General features: G+C 67.1%; 20 protein-coding genes. 16 read left to right on the top strand and 4 right to left on the bottom strand.

What is annotated here, in order from left to right; all coding sequences use genetic code 11:
• Positions 1–11: 11 nt before the first annotated feature.
• Entirely contained in the window at positions 12–227 is a 216-nt protein-coding gene (locus DX03_RS14400; RefSeq protein WP_185753357.1) for a hypothetical protein, read from the top strand.
• Here the strand turns inward: DX03_RS14400 and DX03_RS14395 are convergent, their stop codons facing one another.
• Together DX03_RS14395 and DX03_RS14390 are read right to left on the bottom strand one after the other, a co-directional pair.
• Complete coding sequence (locus DX03_RS14395) at positions 228–1,289, bottom strand: MBL fold metallo-hydrolase (RefSeq protein WP_038689810.1); 1,062 nt, start codon at positions 1,287–1,289, stop codon at positions 228–230. It abuts the gene before it with no gap.
• A gap of 112 nt (positions 1,290–1,401) precedes the next feature.
• Positions 1,402–1,971 carry a TetR/AcrR family transcriptional regulator gene (locus DX03_RS14390; RefSeq protein ID WP_038689808.1) on the bottom strand — a complete coding sequence of 190 codons (570 nt, stop codon included), beginning with the start codon at positions 1,969–1,971 and terminating at the stop codon, positions 1,402–1,404.
• Between the two features lie 165 nt (positions 1,972–2,136).
• Here DX03_RS14390 and DX03_RS14385 point away from each other — a divergent pair, with 165 nt between their 5' ends.
• From DX03_RS14385 to DX03_RS14360, 6 genes are all read left to right on the top strand, one after another.
• A complete protein-coding gene (locus tag DX03_RS14385) occupies positions 2,137–2,643 on the top strand; it encodes a GNAT family N-acetyltransferase (protein ID WP_038689806.1) in 507 nt (168 codons plus the stop codon).
• A 74-nt stretch (positions 2,644–2,717) separates the two neighbouring features.
• Positions 2,718–3,167 (top strand): DUF1801 domain-containing protein, encoded by a 450-nt coding sequence (locus tag DX03_RS14380; protein ID WP_038689804.1) that lies wholly within the window; start codon positions 2,718–2,720, stop codon positions 3,165–3,167.
• Between the two features lie 54 nt (positions 3,168–3,221).
• Entirely contained in the window at positions 3,222–3,740 is a 519-nt protein-coding gene (locus DX03_RS14375) for a DUF1801 domain-containing protein (RefSeq protein ID WP_051598872.1), read from the top strand.
• 146 nt (positions 3,741–3,886) lie between these two features.
• Positions 3,887–5,080, top strand: coding sequence for a metallophosphoesterase (locus tag DX03_RS14370; protein ID WP_244880128.1), 1,194 nt, complete (start codon positions 3,887–3,889; stop codon positions 5,078–5,080).
• A gap of 27 nt (positions 5,081–5,107) precedes the next feature.
• Entirely contained in the window at positions 5,108–6,040 is a 933-nt protein-coding gene (locus tag DX03_RS14365; protein WP_038689802.1) for an alpha/beta hydrolase, read from the top strand.
• Between the two features lie 2 nt (positions 6,041–6,042).
• Complete coding sequence (locus DX03_RS14360; protein ID WP_038689800.1) at positions 6,043–6,456, top strand: hypothetical protein; 414 nt, start codon at positions 6,043–6,045, stop codon at positions 6,454–6,456.
• Positions 6,457–6,466: 10 nt separating this feature from the next.
• Here the strand turns inward: DX03_RS14360 and DX03_RS14355 are convergent, their stop codons facing one another.
• Both DX03_RS14355 and DX03_RS14350 read right to left on the bottom strand, forming a co-directional pair.
• Positions 6,467–7,876 carry a DUF2867 domain-containing protein gene (locus DX03_RS14355; protein ID WP_038689799.1) on the bottom strand — a complete coding sequence of 470 codons (1,410 nt, stop codon included), beginning with the start codon at positions 7,874–7,876 and terminating at the stop codon, positions 6,467–6,469.
• A 30-nt stretch (positions 7,877–7,906) separates the two neighbouring features.
• On the bottom strand, positions 7,907–8,221 hold the full coding sequence (locus DX03_RS14350; RefSeq protein WP_016922200.1) for a metalloregulator ArsR/SmtB family transcription factor: 315 nt from the start codon (positions 8,219–8,221) through the stop codon (positions 7,907–7,909).
• A gap of 160 nt (positions 8,222–8,381) precedes the next feature.
• On the opposite strand from DX03_RS14350, the gene DX03_RS14345 reads away from it, so the two are divergent.
• The 9 genes from DX03_RS14345 (at position 8,382) to DX03_RS14300 (ending at position 18,722) form a co-directional block, all read left to right on the top strand.
• A complete protein-coding gene (locus DX03_RS14345) occupies positions 8,382–8,906 on the top strand; it encodes an RNA polymerase sigma factor (RefSeq protein ID WP_038689796.1) in 525 nt (174 codons plus the stop codon).
• A 5-nt stretch (positions 8,907–8,911) separates the two neighbouring features.
• The gene (locus tag DX03_RS14340) at positions 8,912–9,958 is read left to right on the top strand and encodes a FecR family protein (protein ID WP_038692428.1); all 1,047 of its coding nucleotides are present in this window, start codon (positions 8,912–8,914) and stop codon (positions 9,956–9,958) included.
• Between the two features lie 191 nt (positions 9,959–10,149).
• Positions 10,150–13,200, top strand: a complete 3,051-nt coding sequence (locus DX03_RS14335) for a TonB-dependent receptor (protein WP_038689794.1) — start codon at positions 10,150–10,152, stop codon at positions 13,198–13,200.
• A gap of 73 nt (positions 13,201–13,273) precedes the next feature.
• Positions 13,274–14,662 (top strand): CehA/McbA family metallohydrolase domain-containing protein, encoded by a 1,389-nt coding sequence (locus DX03_RS14330; protein WP_038689792.1) that lies wholly within the window; start codon positions 13,274–13,276, stop codon positions 14,660–14,662.
• Between the two features lie 59 nt (positions 14,663–14,721).
• Positions 14,722–16,067, top strand: a protein-coding gene (locus DX03_RS20760; RefSeq protein WP_425598280.1) for an IS3 family transposase whose coding sequence is annotated in 2 segments (ribosomal slippage) — positions 14,722–15,175 and positions 15,175–16,067 — 1,347 coding nt in all. Because the reading frame shifts where the segments join, the coding sequence is not laid out codon by codon here.
• A 204-nt stretch (positions 16,068–16,271) separates the two neighbouring features.
• Positions 16,272–16,715 (top strand): hypothetical protein, encoded by a 444-nt coding sequence (locus DX03_RS14315; RefSeq protein ID WP_038689790.1) that lies wholly within the window; start codon positions 16,272–16,274, stop codon positions 16,713–16,715.
• Between the two features lie 99 nt (positions 16,716–16,814).
• Positions 16,815–17,249, top strand: coding sequence for a pyridoxamine 5'-phosphate oxidase family protein (locus DX03_RS14310; protein ID WP_038689788.1), 435 nt, complete (start codon positions 16,815–16,817; stop codon positions 17,247–17,249).
• A gap of 11 nt (positions 17,250–17,260) precedes the next feature.
• Entirely contained in the window at positions 17,261–18,001 is a 741-nt protein-coding gene (locus tag DX03_RS14305; RefSeq protein ID WP_038689786.1) for a DUF72 domain-containing protein, read from the top strand.
• Complete coding sequence (locus DX03_RS14300; protein WP_038689784.1) at positions 17,994–18,722, top strand: DNA-formamidopyrimidine glycosylase family protein; 729 nt, start codon at positions 17,994–17,996, stop codon at positions 18,720–18,722. Before DX03_RS14305 ends, DX03_RS14300 begins: the two co-directional genes overlap by 8 nt.
• Positions 18,723–18,829 lie beyond the last annotated feature (107 nt).

The following is an 18,829-nucleotide window of genomic DNA, read 5'->3' as shown; positions in this document are numbered from 1 at the left end:
AGGACCTGTCCATGTTGTTCTTCCTGCTGTTGCTGGCCATCACTGTGGTGAGTGTCTGGATTGTCTTCCTGGGCGGCGCCGAGCGCATGCAGGGGCTGTTTTCGCTGCTCAGCTTCGACCTGGTCGATCTATTCACCGAACCGCTGACCGTGCAGCAGGTGCGCCTGTGCACGGCGATCACCTGGTGCATCGCGGTGGTCATCATCGCGGTGGTCGGCCTGCGCTGATCACATCGCGCTGCCCACCGGGGTGATCCGGCGCGCGTCCTGTTCGGCCTTCACCTGGCGCCACCACGGCGTGCCGGGCTGCGGTGCGTCCAGGTCCAGGCGTTCGCCCATGCCCGGCGTTGCCAGCGGAATGGCGCGCTGCCGCGCCAGTGCGCTGACCCGTTCAAACGGCTCGTCCCACTGGTGCAGGGCCAGGTCGAAGGTGCCGTTGTGGATCGGCAGCAGCCAGCGGCCCCGCAGGTCCTGGTGGGCCTGCACGGTCTGCTCGGGCTGCATGTGCACGAACGGCCACTTGGCGTCGTAGGCACCGGTTTCGATGAAGGTGACGTCGAACGGCCCGTAGCGCTCGCCAATCTGGCGGAAGCCGTCGAAGTAGCCGGTGTCGCCGCTGAAGAACAGGCGCAGGCCGTCATCCAGGATTACCCACGACGCCCACAGCGTGCGGTTGCCGTCGCGCAGCCCGCGGCCGGAGAAGTGCTGGGCCGGGGTGGCCGCGAAGCGCACGCCGTCCACCTCGGTTTCCTGCCACCAGTCCAGCTGGCGCACGCGGTCGCGCGGCACGCCCCAGGCGATCAGCCGGTCGCCCACGCCCAGCGGGGTCAGGAACACATCGGCGCGGCTGGCCAGGTACTTGATGGTGGCGCGGTCGAGGTGGTCGTAGTGGTCGTGCGAGAGCAGCACGCCACGGATGGGCGGCAGGTCGTGCAGCGCGATCGGCGGGGCGTGGAAGCGCTTGGGACCCATCCACTGCACCGGCGAGGCACGCTTGGAGAACACCGGGTCGGTCAGCCACCAACCGCCGCGCAGCTTCACCAGCAGGGTCGAATGGCCCAACCGGTACAGGCTGTGCTCGGGGGCACTGGCCAGCTCGGCGGCGGTGATCGCGCGCACCGGTGGCGGCGCGGGCGGCGTGGTGCCTGCGGGGCGGTCGAACAGGAATTCCCACAGCAGCTTGAGCGTACCGGTCACGGTTTCCTTGGGCTTGGGGGCAACGTTGGCGAAGTGGCCGTCGTGCATCTGCGGCGACTGGTCATTGGGGGCGATAGGCACGGTCAGGGTCATCCCGATAAGTACGGTGAGGGAGAAGGCAAGGGCAAGCAGGGGGAGGGCTCTCATGCGGTGCCTTCTGGTTTATGAGTGTGTACGCACTCATTTAATGGAGGAAAAAACGGGTTCATCGTTGGATGCCTTTCCAGAACAGGTCGAACCCGGCCTGCTGCAGCGTGGCGGCGTGTGGGGGGTCGGCCGCCATCGCCTCCAGCGTGGTTTCCAGCAGGTTGATCAGCACCCGGCCCAGGTAGAACGGCAGCCGTTCGGGATCGATGTGGCTGGCCAGGCTGGTTTCCAGCGCCTGCAGCATGCTGCCGAACAGGCCCGCGCATTCGCTGCGGGTGTGCGCGCTGATGCGCTCGGACACCTTGAGCTGGCGCAGCGCCATGCGATCGATGGGGTAGGTCGAGCCCCATGCGATCAACGCATTCCAGGCATGCAGCACCAGGTCGCGGGCGTCGGCCTGGTCCGGGAAGTCCGCGCCGAGCACCATGGCCAGCCGGGTTTCCAGACGCACGAACAGCGCGTTGAGCAGCGCGTCCTTGGTCTCGAAGTAGGTGAACACCGTGCCTTCGGCCACCTTGGCCGCCCGTGCGATCTGCGCCGTGGACGCGCCAATGCCCTGCGCGGCCACCAGTTTGGCGGTAGCGTCGAGGATAGCGTCGCGTTTCTGTTCGCTGAGCGGGCGGGCCATGGGAATGAGTAAGTGAGTGCTTGCTCATTTATAGGCGCGCGACCTTCCCGGCGCAAGTGCTGGCGGCCGCGCTGGCGGGTTTTGTTCAGCCACGCCGGACCGGGGGCTTGATCGGCCGGTGGCCCCCGCGTGACCATGCCGGCCTGTTCACCTTGGGACCCTGAAATGGCGCCCGCCGCCCCGATCACCTTGCGCACCCCGCGCCTGCTGCTGCGCGCGCAGGCCATCGCCGATTTTCCCGCGTATGCCGCGTTCCTGGCGTCGCCGCGCGCAATCGGGCTGGGCGGTCCGTTCGACCTGCGCGCGGCATGGGGCATGTTCTGCCACGACCAGGCCTGCTGGCACTTCTTCGGCCACGGTGCGCTGATGATCGAGCACGCCGACACCGGCACCTGCCTGGGGCAGATCGGCATCAACGACGGCCCGTTGTTTCCGGAAAAGGAGCTGGGCTGGCTGCTGTATGCCGGCCACGAGGGGCACGGCTATGCCACCGAGGCGGCGCAGGCCATGCGCGACTGGGCCTTCGGCACGTTGGGCGTGGCCACGCTGGTCAGCTACGTGGCGGCCGACAACCCCGGTTCGGCGCGGGTGGCCCAGCGGCTGGGCGGAACGCTGGATGCCGGCGCCCCGCGCAGCGATCCGCACGATCGGGTGTACCGCTACGCGCGCTGAGCCCTGCCTGCGTTGCCATCCCGTCCGCCGGGGTCTATAAGGCGGTTCTGGTCTGCTTCCGGAAGGCGTACACCATGCCAACGCGATCGACACCGTCTGCCACCACTCCGCCCGCCAACGCCGCGCCGCGCCTGTTGGCCGGCGGCAATCCGCAGATTGCCAAAGGCGAGGGCGACGCGCCCGTGCAGGCCTACATCGCGGCGATGCCCGGCTGGAAACGCGCCGTGGGTGAACGCCTGGATGCCCTGATCAGCGCGGCGGTGCCGGGCGTGCGCAAGGCGGTGAAGTGGAATTCACCGCTGTATGCCGCCGGCGATGACGGCTGGTTCCTGAGCCTCCATTGCTTCACCGGGTACATCAAGGTGGCCTTCTTCCGCGGCACCGCGCTGAAGCCGGTGCCGCCGGAGCCGTCGAAGAGCCAGGACACGCGCTACCTGCATATCCGCGAAACGGTGCCGTTGGATGAGGCGCAGTTCAGCGCCTGGGTCCGCCAGGCCAGCCGCCTGCCCGGCGAGCGCATGTAACCGGCCCGCGTGCCGGTGGCGCCTTCCAACCGTCATCCCTGCCAGGACATTCCCATGACCAAGGCTACCTCCAGCGTCACCCCGAGCGCATCGGCCGACACGGAGGGGCCTTCGGCTGCGCAACTGATCGACGCGAAGATTGCCGGCCTCGACGACTGGCGCGGCACCACTCTGGCACGCGTGCGCCGCATCATCCAGCAGGCCGACCCGGCCGTGGTGGAAACGGTGAAGTGGCGCGGCGTGCCGGTCTGGGAGCACGACGGCATCCTGTGCACCGGCGAAATCTATGCGCGCGCGGTCAAGATGACCTTCGCCAAGGGCGCCGCACTGGCGGACCCGGCCGGGCTGTTCAACGCGAGCCTGACGGGCACCACGCGCCGGGCGATCGATCTGCATGAAGGCGAGACCATCAACGCGACGGCCTTGAAGGCGTTGATCCGTGCGGCGGTGGCAGCGAACGTGGCGGCCACGACAGCGAAAACGCCGCCAGCGCGCAGACGTACCGCAACAAAGACGCCAGCGGACACGCGTGCCGCGGCGCCAACCAGCAGGCCACGCACTCCGCGGCGATAGGTGGTCGCACGCCGGCCGCGAGGCGCATCGTTGCCCACATGACAGTGGCGCGGTGGCAGCCACCGGCGGATTCGGCAAAGATGGGGGCTGCCTTGTCGCCGTGTAGCGGCGATGTCGGCTCTCCCCCATTGAAACTGGATCTGCCTGTGCTGAGTGTTGTTGGTGTGTTGCTTGCGCTGTACGTGGTGTGGCGTGTGGTGTGGCCGTTGCGGGTGTCGCTGTCGCTGCGCGGCCCGCTTGGATTGCTGGTGGTGTCGCTGGCCCTGCATCACCGCATCGTGGCCCGGTTCGCCAGCACCATGGCCTCGCCGGAACTTCCCAAGCCGGTCATCGCGGTGCTGGCCACCGGCTTCACCGCGCTGCTGATCGGCGCGCTGGCGGTACTGCTGCTGGATATCCTGCTGCTGGGCGCGCGCCTGTTGCGCCGCCCCCGTGCCACCGCCGCACTGCGCACCCCATGGCTGCGGCCAGCCGCGATGGGCGCTGCACTGGTGGTATCGGCCTATGGCATCTGGCAGGGCATGGCCGTGCCGCAGACGCGGCAGATCGAGGTGACCCTCGATGGCCTGCCGGCACAGTTCGACGGCTACCGCGTGCTGCAGCTCACCGACATCCACGCCAGCCGCCTGCTCACCGGTGGCTGGGTGGCCCAGGTGGTGGCCAACAGCAATGCGCTGTCGCCGGACCTGGTGGTGATCACCGGTGACCTGATTGACGGCACGGTGGCGGCACGTGCCGCCGACTTTGCCCCGCTGGCCGGGCTGCGCGCCCCTGATGGTGTCATCGCCATCACCGGCAACCACGAGTACTACGCGCAGTACGCCGACTGGATGCAGGCGTTCCGCGCGCAGGGCATGCAGGTGCTGGAGAACTCCCACACCGAGGTCCGCCGCGACGGCGCCGTGCTGACCATTGCCGGTGTCACCGACCCGGTGGCCGTGCGCTATGGCCTGCCCATGCCGAACTTGGCCGCCGCACTCGCCGGCGCCGATCCGCGCGCCCCGGTGATCCTGCTCGACCACCGCCCGGGTGCGGCGCGCGCGAACGCCGCGCACGGCGTTGCACTGCAGTTGTCCGGGCATACCCACGGCGGTCACATCCTGGGCATGGACCAGCTGGTCAAGCACGCCAACGGTGGCTACGTGTCCGGGCGCTACACGGTGGACGGCATGACCCTGTATGTCAGCAACGGCGCCGGTTTGTGGGCCGGATTCGCGGCGCGCATCGGCGTACCGTCGGAGATCACGCTGATTACGCTGCGCCAGGGCGCGGCCAGCCACACCGCAGCTGAACGCCCCGGCTTGGCAAGCCCGCAGGGAATTGCGACGCTTGCGCGCTGATACGGCGGAAGAACGCGGATGAAAGCAATGCGCAACGTGCTGGGAACGATGATGGTGCTGGCCACCACCGGTGGCTGTGCGCTGCACGGCGATGCGCTGCGCAGTGCACCTGCGGCGGCGGTGCCGGCGGCAGGCGTGGTCCTGCCCGATACCGAGAGCTGGAGCGTGCATGATCCGGCCGGGCGCGATTACCCGATCTGGGTGGCGCTGCCGGCCAGCTACGCGCAGCACCCGGAGCGGCGCTACCCGGTGCTGTTCGTCACCGACGCGCTGTACAGCTTTCCGCTGGTGCGCAGCGTGCGCAACCTGGTGGGACAGGGCGGCGCCAACCTGGAAGATTTCATCCTGGTCGGGCTGCCGCCGCAGCAGGGGCTGACCTCCAAGCAGAGCCGCTCGCGCGACTACACGCCCACCCAGCCGCAGCGCACTGCCGACGACGACTACAGCAACGACGTGGTCTACGGCGGTGCCGCGCACTACCGCGATTTCCTGGCCACGCACGTGTTGCCCGCGGTGGACGCGCGCTACCGCACCGATCCGGCACGGCGCAGTTTCGCCGGGCATTCCTACGGGGGTCTGTTCGGCACCTATGTGCTGCTCACGCGCCCGCAGATGTTCCAGACCTACATCCTGTCCAGCCCCTCGCTGTGGTTCGACGGGCACTATATCGACCGCCTTGAAAAGGACTACGCGCAGCAGCACCGCGCACTGCCGGCACGGGTACTGCTGGCGATCGGTAGTGAAGAGACGCCCACGCCCGATACGGTAGATGGCCCGCGCAACGACATGGTGCGCGATACGCAGGCCTTCGCCGATCGCCTGCGCCAGCGCGGCTACCAAGGCTTGCAGGTGGACAACCGGGTGGTCCCGGCCGAAGACCACCTCACCGTGTACCCCAGCACGCTGACCCGCGCGCTGCTGCAGGTTTACCCGGGCACCGGACCGTACAACGGCGGCTGAGCATGCAGACCGTGCGCACCGTGCCGTTGTTTGACGCCCGTTGCAGCCACTGCGGTGAGGCGTTTGCCCATCCCAGCCTGGGCGATGCGGTGTACGGCGCGCTGATGCTGTGCAGTGTGGACGGACGCCAGCACGCGATCGTGGACGGCTTCAGCGCGGTGCCGGCGCAGGTCGCCGCGTTGCTCGCGGACGATCAGGACACCGCGCTGTGGCCGGTGCTGGCCGCGTTGGCCGATCCCCCCGCAGGCTCGTCCTGGTCGGTAGAACTGCATTGCCCGCACTGCGGTCAGCCTGATCCGGCCTTCCAGGAAGGCACGCGCCGCGGCATGGCGGACATTCCGCTGGCCCGCTTCGGCCAGTGGGCAGCGGGCGACCTGGCCGCGCAGGTCGCACGGCTCGCGGATCACCAGCGCTGAGCCCACCCGATCAGGCCAGGGCGGTGTCCTGCAGCGATATCGCGGTAGCCAGTTCCGGTGCCAGCGCGTGTGCCACGGCCATGCGCAGCATCGCCGGGCTGACGTGGCGGCGGTGCACCCGGTTGATCGCCGCCATGTACAGGCGGCCGAACGCGTTGAGCGTACGCACCCGGGTGCCCAATGCGATCACCGCCGCACCATCGTCCAGCACCTGCACGCGCACGCACGAGCGGAACTGCAGGTGGCGGTCGTCGGCGCCGAGCAGGACTTCGGCGCTGCGATCGGCGGCGTCGGTGACCTGGGCATGCACCGGGAAGCGACCGGCGAAACGCTCGCCGGGCCCGTTAGACAGCAGCGAGGACACCGGGCAGCCCAGCGACGAGGTGCGCAGCCGCAAGGGGGTCACCAGCACATTGCGCAGGGCCATCAGCCGACCCACGCCCGGCGGTGGGTTGCGGACGAATCCCTCCAGCACCGCTTCCAGCAGCGCACGCGCCGAGTGCCCGCCGAGGCTGTGGGCGGGCAGGGTGAGATAGGTGTAATCCTGGTGGTCGAAGCCCTGCGGCAACGCCTGCCGCAGCAGTGAATCTGCCGGCGCTGCGGGTTGCGTGGCCAGCGTGCCGCATGCTGCGCGCTGCCCGATGTAGCCATGGGCAGGGCGCAACCATGCCAGGCTGCTGCGCACCCGGCCGACCAGGTCGCGGCTGCCGGCGCAGCAGCGGGCCAGTACCGACGCGGCCGGTGCGCGCAGCGACAGCGTCACCCGCGGAAGCTGGTCCAGGTCGGTCTGGTCAAGCAGCTGCTGCAACGCCGGCGGCAGGGTGTCGGTCAGGGAAGGAATATCGGCGGCGCCTGCATCGATGCGCGCACGTTGCGCCTCGCTCAATGCACCACTGCGCTCATCGGCATGGCAGGACAACGCAAACAGCGCCGGGTGCCGGGGATGACGCGACACGAACTGGTGCCAGGTACCGCTGCCAAAGCGCACGGTGAACAGGCAGTCCGGCTGCACGTCGATGCAGCGCAGGGCGCGCACGAAGGCGGCCGGGTCCTGCAGCAGCTGTGCGTCGGACACGGTGGAAAAACGCAGCTGGGCGCCGCCGCTGCCGGCAATGGCGGTGAACATGCGCGGGCCGGCATGGCGATGGAACGGATGCCCCTTGCGGCCTACCGAGAACGAGTACAGCGACGAGGCATCGCCGTGCGCCAGGTGCATGCCGCCCAGTCGCGCAGAGGGTTCATCCAATGCGTCGACGAAGCGCGGATGCTGCGCCTGGCGCAGGCCCGCATCGCGCAGCAGCGCATCGCCGGCACCGATCCCAAGCTGGGCGATCAACGCCACCTCGACCGGGCTGCCATCGCCGCAGGAGGGCAGGCTGATGCTGGGAAACGAACGACTCACGTGGGCGGTGTCCAGCATGCCGATCTCCTTGTCGTTGGGTCGCTCAGCTCACGCGGTGGGTTTGCGGCGGGCACGGGCGCGGCTTTCGCGCTGCAGCGGGCCGCCCACCGGACAGACCTCGGCGGCCCACGCGAACAGGGTATTGGCCAGCGTGTCGGGCACCTGCCGGAAATACACGAACTGGCCGCGCTTCTCGCGCTCGATCAGCCCGGCGTCTTCCAGGATGCGTAGGTGGCTGGACAGCGCCGGCTTGCTGAAATCGAAGCGCTCGCCCAGCTCGCCCGCGCTCAACTCGCCGCCATTGAGGTAGGCCAGGATCTGCCGACGTGCGGTGGAGGCGAGGGCTTCGAAGATGCGGTCCATGGGTGGTAATTAACTAATTCGTTAACTGATGGTGTTCCGTTGGTGGGCGGCTGTCAAGCGCCTTTCTTCGCCTTGCCAACCGCCACGTCCCGGCCACCGTCACCACACGGTCATCTTCAGCGCCTACCTTGCGCCGCACTTCCGGGGGTGGGGCGAGGCCGTGGCCGAACACGCAAGACGGCGCCTGGCGCGCATGTTCGTTGAGCACGCGCCGGTGCTGCGGGGCTTCTTCGCGCGGCGTGGTGCGCGCCAGGAGGCCGAAGACCTGGTGCAGGAAACCTACCTGCGCCTGCTGCGCGCGCACGACGGGCAGGGCGGGGAGATCGCCAACCCGGAGGCCTACCTGTTCACCGTCGCGCTGAACCTGGCGCGTGAGCAGGCCGCACGGCGACGCTGGTCGGTGCTGCCGATCGAGGACATCGAGCATCTCAGCCAAGGCCTTCCCAGCGAGGAAAGCGTGGAAGATGCCGCCGAGCGCGAACAGCGCAGTACGCACCTGCAGGCGCTGCTGGCCACGCTGCCCGCGCACACCCGTGCGGTGCTGGTGATGCAATACCGCGATGGAATGAGCTACAAGCAGATCGCCGAGCGCCTCGGGGTGTCCACGCACATGGTGAAGAAGCACGTGGTGCGGGGCTTGTCGGTATGCCGCCGCGCACTGGGCCATGGAGCACGGCCATGGTGAACGAGATTCGCCGGCATCCGTCGGCGCTGACCGCCGTGGCCGCGCGGTGGCACGCGCTGCAGCGCGAGGGTGCGCTGGACGCGGCACAGCAGCGCGCCTTCATGCAGTGGCTGCTGGTATCGCCTGACCACCTGCGCGAATACATGGCCATCAGTCAGGTGGCAGGCGCTCTGGGCGACGCGCTGCGCAGCATGCCCATCGACCTGGAGGCGCTGATTGCCGCCCCGGCGCCCAGCGAGGCCGGCGACAACGTGGTCCGCCTGCCACTGCGGCGAAGTCCGCCACCGGCGCCCGCGCCGCGCCGTGCGCGCCGGCATCTGCCTGGGCTGGCGGCTGCGGCAACCCTGTTGTTGGCACTGGGCATCGGGGCACACCTGGCGTGGCCGCAGAACCTGCACTACATCGCGGCGCATGGCGCACCACGCCAGGTCGTGCTGCCCGACCAGACGGTGCTGCACCTCAACGCAGAGAGCGAGGTCAGCGTGCGCTACACCCTGCTGGGCCGCCGCGTGGAGCTGGAACGCGGCCAGGCAAGCTTCGTGGTCGCCGCCGACCGCCGCCCCTTCGCCGTGCACGCCGCCGGTCTGCAGGTAACCGATATTGGTACGACGTTCGACGTTTCGCTGCTGCGTGAGCAGGCCCGCATCGGGGTCAGCGAAGGCCGCGTGCAGGTGCGTGGCGACGGCGGGCGGGGCCGCATGCTGGCCGATCTGGTGGCCGGCCAGACGGCGCAGGTGGACTACCGCGACCAGCGCGTGCGCATCGACCGCGAGGATCCGGCCACCATGACCGCGTGGTGGCAGGGGCGCATCGTGTTCCGCGATGTGCCGCTGCGTGAGGTGGCCGACCGCTTCAACCGCATCAACGAGCAGCGGCTGCTGGTGAGTGACGCCGCCGGCGCGTTGCGTCTGACCGGCAACCTGCGCGCGGGCGATCTTGCCTCGCTGCGTGCCTTCCTGGACCAGCAGCCCACGCTCACCACGACAGAAACAGGCCAGGGCATCTACGTGCGCACCCGTGCCCCCGCCCACGCCGGCGCATACGAACACTGAGCATTGCGAGGCGGTGCTGCGCAGGAAAATGTTGCATGCCGATGTCAGTAGCGCGGCACGTACGGCCAGCACGCTGTCAGAAAAAATTCATCAAGAAAGCGGTGCCCGATCCGCGCTGTGCACCGTCGTAGTCAGGGCATGCGCGAACGATCCCGTTGCGCGCCACCGCCATTCCCAGACTGGATTCCACGATGCGTCGCACTCTGTTCCTCTCGATCGCCCTTGCCCTGCAGGCAGCCGCCGGCACCGCCGCCGCCGAACCCGCCCGTGCTGCCACGCAGGCCATTGCCGCCCAGCCGCTGGACAGCGCACTGAACGCCCTGTCGCGGCAGACCGGCCTGCAGTTCGTGTACAGCGCGCAGGTGGCGGGCAACCCGCGCTCCCCCGGCGTGCAGGCCGGGCTGTCGGCCGATGCGGCACTGGCCCGGCTGCTGTCGGGCACCGGGCTGCGCTACCGCTATCTCAATGCGACCACGGTCACCATCGAAGCGGACTCCGGCGGCACGCCAACCTCGTCCCTGCCGGACGCGGCTGCACCGTCACTGGCCGCGGCCACGCCGATGGCACCCACTGCGGAAGGCATGGGCGCGCAGAATCTGGAAACCATCCAGGTCACCGGCAGCTACAGCCGCAGCCTGGAACAGGCGGTGGACCTCAAGCGCGCCAACATCGGCTTCTCCGATTCGATCGTGGCCACCGACGTGGCCGACTTTCCCGAGCAGAACCTGGCCGAAGCGCTGCAGCGCGTGCCGGGCGTGACCATCGAGCGCAGCAAGGGGCTCGGCACGAAGGTCAACGTGCGCGGGTTGCCGTCGGAGTACACGCTGGTGTCGATCAACGACCTGGCCACCGCCTCGGGCAGTGGCGGGCGTGACGTCGAGTTCGACATGTTCGCCTCGGAGATCATCCAGCAGGTCACGGTGCAGAAGTCACCGACCGCCGCCGACGAGGAAGGTGGCATTGCCGGCGCTGTGAAAATCTCCACCGCGCGGCCGTTCGACTACAAGGAACGCAAGCTGGTGCTGTCGGCCGAGGGGGCGCACAACAGCATCTCCGAAGAGGTCGACCCGCGGTTTGCCTTCCTGGCCGCCGATACCTGGGGCGACTGGGGCGGGCTGGTGTCCTTCTCCAAGGCCAAGCGCACCAACCGCACCGATTCCACCTCGGGCATCAACTTCCGCCCGATGTCGCGCTTCCTCGGCGCGTCCGGCACGCGCGGCACGCAGGCGGCGGCAGTACTGGCGCGCGACGCCGGGGTGAACGTGCAGAACCGCACCAACACCGATGAAACCAATCTGATCGTGTTCCAGGACAAGGTGGGCGATCGTGTCTACCTCAACGAGCAGGACAAGTGGGGCGCCACCGCGTCGCTGCAGTACCAGCCCAGCAGCACCTTCAGCGTTACCTTCGACGCCATGCTGGGCGGCTACGACACCACCGAAGACGAGTACGACGCCGCCGCGTACTCGGCCTCCAGCCGCAGCACGCTCGATACCATCCACGATTACGATGCCACCACCCTGTCCGAGTACGGCATGGTGGTGCTGCGTGATGTGTCCTACACCGCCACCCAGCACGAGATGCTGAGCAAGGAACGGATCAACAAGACCGACTACAGTCAGTACAGCGTGGCGCTGGACTGGAAGGGCGAGGACTGGCACGTCGATGCGATGGCCGGCTTCTCCGGCGCCGAGAAGACCTCCGATTTTTCCAACCTCAAGCATGTGGCGTACGCACCGTCGCGGACCCGATGGACCGGGCGCAGCGGCGAGACCGTTCCCAGCGCCGCGTCCAACGGCTTTGACATGTACAACTCGCCGGACAAGTACCTGTTCGAGGCCTACGAAACCACGCTGGAGAAGGTCAAGGACGACAAGTACGCCGCCCAGGTCAATGTCACCCGCATGCTCGACCTGGCCTTCCTGCCCGCGCTGCACAGCGTGACGTTCGGCGCACGCTACACCGACAAGTCCAAGCAGCGGCAGTACGGTGAGCTGAAGATCACCGGTCCCGCCGCCGGCGACAGCGCCTGGGTGAACAAGCGCACCCTGGCCGACAGCCCGCTGCAGTGGATCAGCGACATCGTTCCCGGCGGTGACTACTCCATCAAGGACCTCGACTGGCAGCAGGTCTCCAACGACTACGCACGCAGCGCCTTCCGCTACCCCGGTTTCCACACCCCCTTCGATGCAGGGCAGTACTACCAGGTGGATGAGAAGGTCACCAGCCTGTATGCGATGACCGATTTGGCCTTCGACATCGGCAGCGTCCCGGTCACCGCCAATGCAGGCGTGCGTTACGTGGACACTGCGGTCACCTCGTTCGGCTACCACCCCATCCAGCGCCCCGACGGCAGCACCGGCTACACCGACACCCCGGTGTCCAAGGACGGCAGCTATGACGACCTGCTGCCCAGCCTGAACATGACCGCCGAGCTGGCCCATGGACTGCTGCTGCGCGCGGCGGCGTCCAAGACCATGATGCGCCCGGCGCTGACCGACATCGCCTACAAGCGCACCGCCAGCTGGAGCTCGTTCCGCTTCACCGACGGCAACCCGGACCTCAAGCCCACCTACGCCAAGCAGTGGGAAGTGGGCCTGGAACAGTACCTGGACAACGGTGCCCTGCTGGCCGCCTCGTACTTCCGCAAGAACATCGACGGCGTGGTGATCAACTCCTTCACCGGCATCGTGCCCGACGTGGCGGTGTACAACGCCAACGGCAGCCTCAACGGCATCTACGATTTCGACGTGTACCAGCCGGTCAACGCCAAGGGGGCCTACCAGGTGGATGGCGTGGAGCTGGTGGCGCAGCTGCCGCTGGGCATGTTCCACCCGCTGCTGGATGGCTTCGGCATCAACGCCAACTACACCATGCTCGACAGCTCGCTGGCGGGCGAGTCCTCGCTGGGCATCCGCACGCCGATGCCGGGCCTGTCGGAGAAAACCTGGAACCTTACGGCGTACTACGAGAACAGCCGCTTCGACGCCCGGGTGTCGTACAACCACAAGGACGAGTACGTCGAATCGATCGGTTATGACATGTACCCGATCTGGCGCGATGCCTACGGCCAGCTGGATGTATCGATCGGTTACCGCATCACCGACACCCTCAAGGTCAGTCTGAAAGGCATCAACCTGACCAACGAGATCACCAGCGGCTACACCATGGATCCATCGTTCCCGACCATGTACGAAGCATCCGGTCGTCGCATCAGCCTGGGCCTGCGCGCCGACTTCTGACCGCCGCATGCCCTGCACGCGCGGCCGACGCGCTCGGCCGCGCGCGTGCCGGCTTACACGAACAAGGACACCCATGCGTGAATTGATTCTGCTGGCCGCACTGCTTGCGGCCGGCCCGGCGCCGGCCGCCGTTCCCTCCATCGCGCCGGACGACGGCCGCCATTGGTTGGCCGGCGACCACCACGTACACAGCGAGTGGAGCGTGGACTGGGACCGCAGCACCACCCCGCCCACGCCGATCCGCGGCGGCGATTCGTCTTACACCCGCAGCCGCAACGCCGTGCAGGCACAGGCCTTCGGGCTGCGCTGGGTGGTGCATACCGACCATGGTGGGCCGGGCCACTCGGCGGTGACCCGGGACCATGCTTACCCGGCGTTGCTGCAGGCGCGCGCCGACGTGCCGGGCCTGATCCAGTTCAATGGCATGGAGTTCGACGTACCGGCCGGTGAGCACGCGTCGCTGATCATTGCGCCGGGGCCGGACGAGCGCGACCAGCTGGTCACGGTGGAGCGGGATTTCAGCCGCGGCGAGCCGTTGGTCGACGGCAGCCGTAATACCCAGCAGGACATGCTGGCCGCGCTGTCGCACCTGCGCACGCTCTCGCCATTGCCACTGATGCTGATCAACCATCCGTCGCGTACTGCAACTGGCGTCGGGCAGTGGGGCGAGGTTGCCCCGCAGGAGCTGCGCAGCTGGCACGATGCGGCGCCGCAGCTGCTGGTCGGCATGGAAGGTGCACCCGGTCACCAGGCCACGCGCGACGAGCGTGGCCTGTACCGCAACGGCGCCGCGCCCACCTTCGGTGGCTTCGACCAGATGACCGCCACGGTGGGGGGCGTATGGGACCAGCTGCTTGCCGAGGGACGCCGCTTCTGGGTCACCGCCAGTTCCGATTCGCACGTGAACCAGCGCGACGGCGGCAGCGACTTCGATCCGGGCGAGTACAGCAAGACCTACGTGTGGGCGCGACCGGTTGCCGATGACGTGCTGGACGGGCTGCGCGGCGGCCGCACGTTCGCGGTCACCGGCGACCTGATCGATGCGCTGGACCTGCAGGTACAGGCGGACGACGGCAGCGGCCCGGTCGGCCGCATGGGCGATACGCTGCCGATGAAGCGCGGCGCGCGCATGCGGGTGCAGCTGCGCGTGCATCAGCCCACCGTCGCCAACGCGGTGGGCCAGCGCCCTGCGTTGCAACACCTTCAGCTGATCGTGGGCAGCCCGGGCGACGGCGGGCCACAGATGCTGACCCGCCGTTTCACCGCCGCCGACTGGCAGCGCGACGGCCAGTGGTACAGCGTGACCTGGACGTTGCCGGTGCCTGCCAACGGTGGCTTCGTGCGCGCCCGCGGCAGCAACACGGCCGAGCCCACCCCGCTGGCCGACCTGAAGGGTGAAGACCCGTGGCAGGACCTGTGGTTCTACGCCAACCCCGTGTTCATCGACACCTTCCTCCGGTAGAGCCACGCCATTGAACTGACCCCCGGAAGTTGGACACCCATTCAATAGCCGGGGTGTTCATGACGAAGTACGACAGGTGTTTCAAACTCAAGGTCGCCCGGGAGGGTGCCGCAGGCACCCTCCCGGTGAGGGCTGTAGCCGCGCGGCATGGGCTGGATCCATCAATGGTCCATCGGTGGATCGCTGCTTACCGCCACCATGGACAGGACAGCTTCCTGATCGATGCTGGGCGCTACACCGACCAGTTCAAGGTGTCGGTTCTGGCGCGGATGAGCCGTGATGGCCTTTCGGTACGTCAGGCCATGGCAATCTTCGGGATTGCTGGACCCGGCGTCATCCCCCGTTGGCAGCGGCAGTATGATTCGGGTGGTATCGGCGCACTGACGCCCACTCGTGATCGATTCCGAATGAGAAAAAAGCCCGCGACCTCCCAGCCTGCCAAGGATCTCACGCACGATCAGCTGCTCAAGGAGGTGGAGTATCTGCGCGCGGAGAATGCCTTCCTAAAAAAACTCGATGCCTTGATCCAGGAAGAGCAGGCGGCCAAGCGCGCATTACAGCGCAAGCCGTCCAAGGATTGAGGCAGCATCACCGACTGTCGCTTTTGCTCAAAGCGGCAGCGCTATCTCGCAGCACGTTCTATTACCAGACTCAGGCCATCTCCCGGCCTGACCATCAGGCCGGGTTGAAGCGCCGCATCAAGGCAATCTACCGTCGCCATGAAGGCCTATATGGCTACCGACGCATTGCCGATGAACTGCGCCAGGCCGGCGAGCTGATCAATCGCAAGGTCGTCCAACGTCTGATGGGGTTGATGGGCCTCAAATCGGTGGTGCGGGTGAAAAAGTACACCTCATACCGCGGCGCGGTGGGCGCGGTTGCCCCGAACACCCTTCAACGCGAATTTCATGCTTCACGTCCTAATCAAAAGTGGGTTACCGACGTCACGGAGTTCAGGGTGGGCGGGAAAAAGCTCTATCTGTCGCCGATCATGGACTTGTACAACGGCGAAATCGTGGCCTACCAGACAAACACACGCCCATTGCTGGATATGGTCACAGCCATGCTCGGCAAGGCCTTCTTGCGACTGAAGTCCGGTGAAAAGCCACTTCTTCACTCAGATCAGGGTTGGCAGTACCAGCACCGGACATATCAGCACCTGCTGAAAAAACAGGCCGTCACGCAGAGCATGTCGCGCAAGGGCAATTGCCTGGACAATGCCGCCATGGAGAGCTTCTTTGGCACCCTGAAATCGGAATTCTTCCATCTCAAGCGCTTCACCAGCATTGACCAGCTCAAACGCGGACTGGACCACTACATCCGGTACTACAATCACCAGCGCATCAAGCTCAAACTGAATGGCCAGAGCCCGGTTCAATTCCGGATCCAAGCCTTCGGTACCTAGATCCCACTGTCCAACTTTGTGGGGTCAGTTCACATGCGTGGCTGCGACCCCATTCGCGCATAATCAGCCCGAAGCGGGGGGAAGGCGGGTGCGCAATCCGATATCGTGCTGCTCTGCGGTTCTCGGCCTGGCGTTGTGCGTCGCCTGCCCGGTGAATGTAGCGCAGGCGTTCTCTCCCGATCCTCGTCCAACCAGGAATCAGACATGAAATACCTGTGGAGCCTGATCATCGTACTGTGCGCATTTCCAGCCTCGGCGACCTCCATAGTGCCGAAGTCCCTGGAGGAGATGGTCGCAGAGTCGGACCACATCGTGGTGGCCACCATCCGCGCGGTGGACATGGTCAATGCGCGTGGAGTGCTCGTCCTTGCCCCTGACGCGCGTACCGGTCCCGGCGAATCCAACCAGATGCGCCTGCAACTGGAGATCAGTGAAGTATTGTCGCCGCGCGACGGTGCCATACCCGTTGCGGTGACCGTGCCGCTATGGAAGATGTGGCACTACCGTCTGGGCACGATGCAGGAAGAACTGGTGGGATCACGCGGCATCTTTCTGCTGGTCGGCCCGCAGCATGCGCCGGTGTATCCGATCGGTTTCCAGCGCTCACCGGAGGAGCGTCAGGCCATTCTCGCCTTGCTCCGGAACTGAGCGCCCGCGCCCGCGCGTGAAGGGTATGACAGGGACTGTGCACGGCGCGGTCACCGCGGCGCGCCGACGCTGGCAGCCTGTCCCCAACCCGGATGCATCATGACCACGCTGACCCTGCCCGAACTGGCCAAGAAGATGGCCAACATCGACTTCACCATGCTGCAGACCCATGCCGACAGCGGCGAGATCGCGGCGCGGCCGATGAGTAACAACGGTGATGTGGACTATGACGGCGACAGCTGGTTCTTCACCACCGAAGACACCGACATGGTCCGCGAGATCACGCACGACCCGAAGGTGGCGCTGAGCTTCACCGGCAGCAAGTCGCTGCTGGGCAAGCCGCCGCTGTTCGTGGCAGTGCAGGGCAGGGCGACCCTGATCCGCGACAAGGCGGTGATGCAGCAGCACTGGGTGAAAGATCTGGAGCGCTGGTTCGAGCAGGGCGTGGACAGTCCTGGGCTGGTCCTGATCCAGGTGGCTGCGGCGCGTATCCACTACTGGGATGGGGAAGACCAGGGCGAAATCCTGCGCTGAAGGAGTCCCGCATGGCCGCGTCGCGTATGCCGAAGATCGGGTGTGCCGGCTGGTCGATCCCCAGCCGCTACGCCACGCACTTCGGGCCCGGCGACAGCCTGCTGGCGCGCTATGCCACGCGCTTCGACGTGGTGGAGATCAACTCCTCGTTCTACCGGCCGCACCAACGCACGACCTACGCGCGCTGGGCGGCCACCGTACCGGCCAACTTTCGCTTCTCGGTAAAGTTGCCCCGGACCATCTCGCACGATTCGGGACTGGTCGGCGTGGGCCCACTGCTGGACCGCTTCCTCGACGAGGTGGGCGGACTGGGGCGCACGCTGGGCGCCTTGCTGCTGCAGTTGCCGCCATCGCTGGTACTGGACACGCGCCGCGCCGGGAGCTTTTTCCGCGCGCTGCGTCGACGCACCCCGGCGCCCGTGGTCTGCGAGCCCCGCCATGCCAGCTGGTTCAGCACGCAGGCCGATGTGCTGTTGCAGCGGCACGCGATTTCCCGGGCTGCAGTGGATCCGGCGCGCGTTGCCGCCGGCGCGCTTCCGGGTGGCGCGCGGGGATGGCACTACTGGCGCTGGCACGGTTCGCCGCGCATGTATTACAGCGATTACTCCGATGCCGCATTGGCCCAACTGGCGACACAGGTCGTGCAGCAGCCAGGACAGGCACAGGCACCATGGGTGATCTTCGACAACACCGCCCATGGCTTTGCGATCGCCAATGCCCTGCGCCTGAAGGAGATCGCCACGCATGCCTGAAGGTCCCTCCATCGTCATTCTGCGCGAAGCCACCGCCAAGTTCCGCGGCAAGACCGTGCGCCGCGCACTGGGCAACAGCAGCCTGGACCTCACCCGCATGGAAGGGCGGCGGGTGCTGGCGCTGCGCAGCTGGGGCAAGCACTTCCTGATTCAGTTCAGCGGCTTCAGCCTGCGCGTGCACATGCTGATGTTCGGCAGCTACCGCATCGACGAACGCAAGCCCTCACCGCCGCGCGTGTCGCTGCAGTTCGACAACGGCGAGTTGAACATCTACGCCTCGTCGCTGAAGTACATCGAAGGACCGCTGGAGGACACCTACGACTGGCGTGGCGACGTGCTCTCGCCGGACTGGGATCCGCGCCTGGCCCGGCGCCGGCTCAAGCAGCAGCCGGACACCCTGATCTGCGATGCGCTGCTGGACCAGGCGATCTTTGCCGGGGTCGGCAACATCATCAAGAACGAAGTGCTGTTCCGCACCCGCGTGCATCCCGAATCGACGGTGGGCAGCATCCCGCCGCGCACGTTGGGCAAGGTGATCGCCGACGCGCGCACCTACAGCCAGGCCTTCCTAGCCTGGAAGAAGGCCGGCACGCTGCGCCAGCACTGGCAGGTGCACACCAGACGGACGTGTCCGTGCTGTGGCGGGCCGCTATCCAAGACCTACCCGGGGCGCAGCAAGCGGCGGACCTTCTTCTGCCCCAACTGCCAGGTGAAGTACTGACACAACGGGCGTCTGGGCCGCCGTAGAAGGCATCAGACGGGTGAAACTGCCGGTGGGCAGGCTGCTGTAGGATGGCTGCGTCACACGCCATTACGCGCGTCCTGCGC

Origin of the sequence: Stenotrophomonas rhizophila, from assembly GCF_000661955.1 — a bacterium.
Taxonomy (GTDB): domain Bacteria; phylum Pseudomonadota; class Gammaproteobacteria; order Xanthomonadales; family Xanthomonadaceae; genus Stenotrophomonas; species Stenotrophomonas rhizophila.
Note: the sequence above shows the minus strand (reverse complement) of the source record. Positions and strands in the feature narration are given on the sequence as shown.

Excerpts from the sequence above, each read along its gene's own strand:
- DX03_RS14400 (WP_185753357.1), top strand. The coding sequence starts at position 12 with ATGTTGTTCTTCCTGCTGTTGCTGGCCATCACTGTGGTGAGTGTCTGG.
- DX03_RS14395 (WP_038689810.1), bottom strand. The coding sequence starts at position 1,289 with ATGACCCTGACCGTGCCTATCGCCCCCAATGACCAGTCGCCGCAGATG.
- DX03_RS14390 (WP_038689808.1), bottom strand. The coding sequence starts at position 1,971 with ATGGCCCGCCCGCTCAGCGAACAGAAACGCGACGCTATCCTCGACGCT.
- DX03_RS14385 (WP_038689806.1), top strand. The coding sequence starts at position 2,137 with ATGGCGCCCGCCGCCCCGATCACCTTGCGCACCCCGCGCCTGCTGCTG.
- DX03_RS14380 (WP_038689804.1), top strand. The coding sequence starts at position 2,718 with ATGCCAACGCGATCGACACCGTCTGCCACCACTCCGCCCGCCAACGCC.
- DX03_RS14375 (WP_051598872.1), top strand. The coding sequence starts at position 3,222 with ATGACCAAGGCTACCTCCAGCGTCACCCCGAGCGCATCGGCCGACACG.
- DX03_RS14365 (WP_038689802.1), top strand. The coding sequence starts at position 5,108 with ATGCGCAACGTGCTGGGAACGATGATGGTGCTGGCCACCACCGGTGGC.
- DX03_RS14360 (WP_038689800.1), top strand. The coding sequence starts at position 6,043 with ATGCAGACCGTGCGCACCGTGCCGTTGTTTGACGCCCGTTGCAGCCAC.
- DX03_RS14355 (WP_038689799.1), bottom strand. The coding sequence starts at position 7,876 with ATGCTGGACACCGCCCACGTGAGTCGTTCGTTTCCCAGCATCAGCCTG.
- DX03_RS14350 (WP_016922200.1), bottom strand. The coding sequence starts at position 8,221 with ATGGACCGCATCTTCGAAGCCCTCGCCTCCACCGCACGTCGGCAGATC.
- DX03_RS14335 (WP_038689794.1), top strand. The coding sequence starts at position 10,150 with ATGCGTCGCACTCTGTTCCTCTCGATCGCCCTTGCCCTGCAGGCAGCC.
- DX03_RS14330 (WP_038689792.1), top strand. The coding sequence starts at position 13,274 with ATGCGTGAATTGATTCTGCTGGCCGCACTGCTTGCGGCCGGCCCGGCG.
- DX03_RS14315 (WP_038689790.1), top strand. The coding sequence starts at position 16,272 with ATGAAATACCTGTGGAGCCTGATCATCGTACTGTGCGCATTTCCAGCC.
- DX03_RS14310 (WP_038689788.1), top strand. The coding sequence starts at position 16,815 with ATGACCACGCTGACCCTGCCCGAACTGGCCAAGAAGATGGCCAACATC.
- DX03_RS14305 (WP_038689786.1), top strand. The coding sequence starts at position 17,261 with ATGGCCGCGTCGCGTATGCCGAAGATCGGGTGTGCCGGCTGGTCGATC.
- DX03_RS14300 (WP_038689784.1), top strand. The coding sequence starts at position 17,994 with ATGCCTGAAGGTCCCTCCATCGTCATTCTGCGCGAAGCCACCGCCAAG.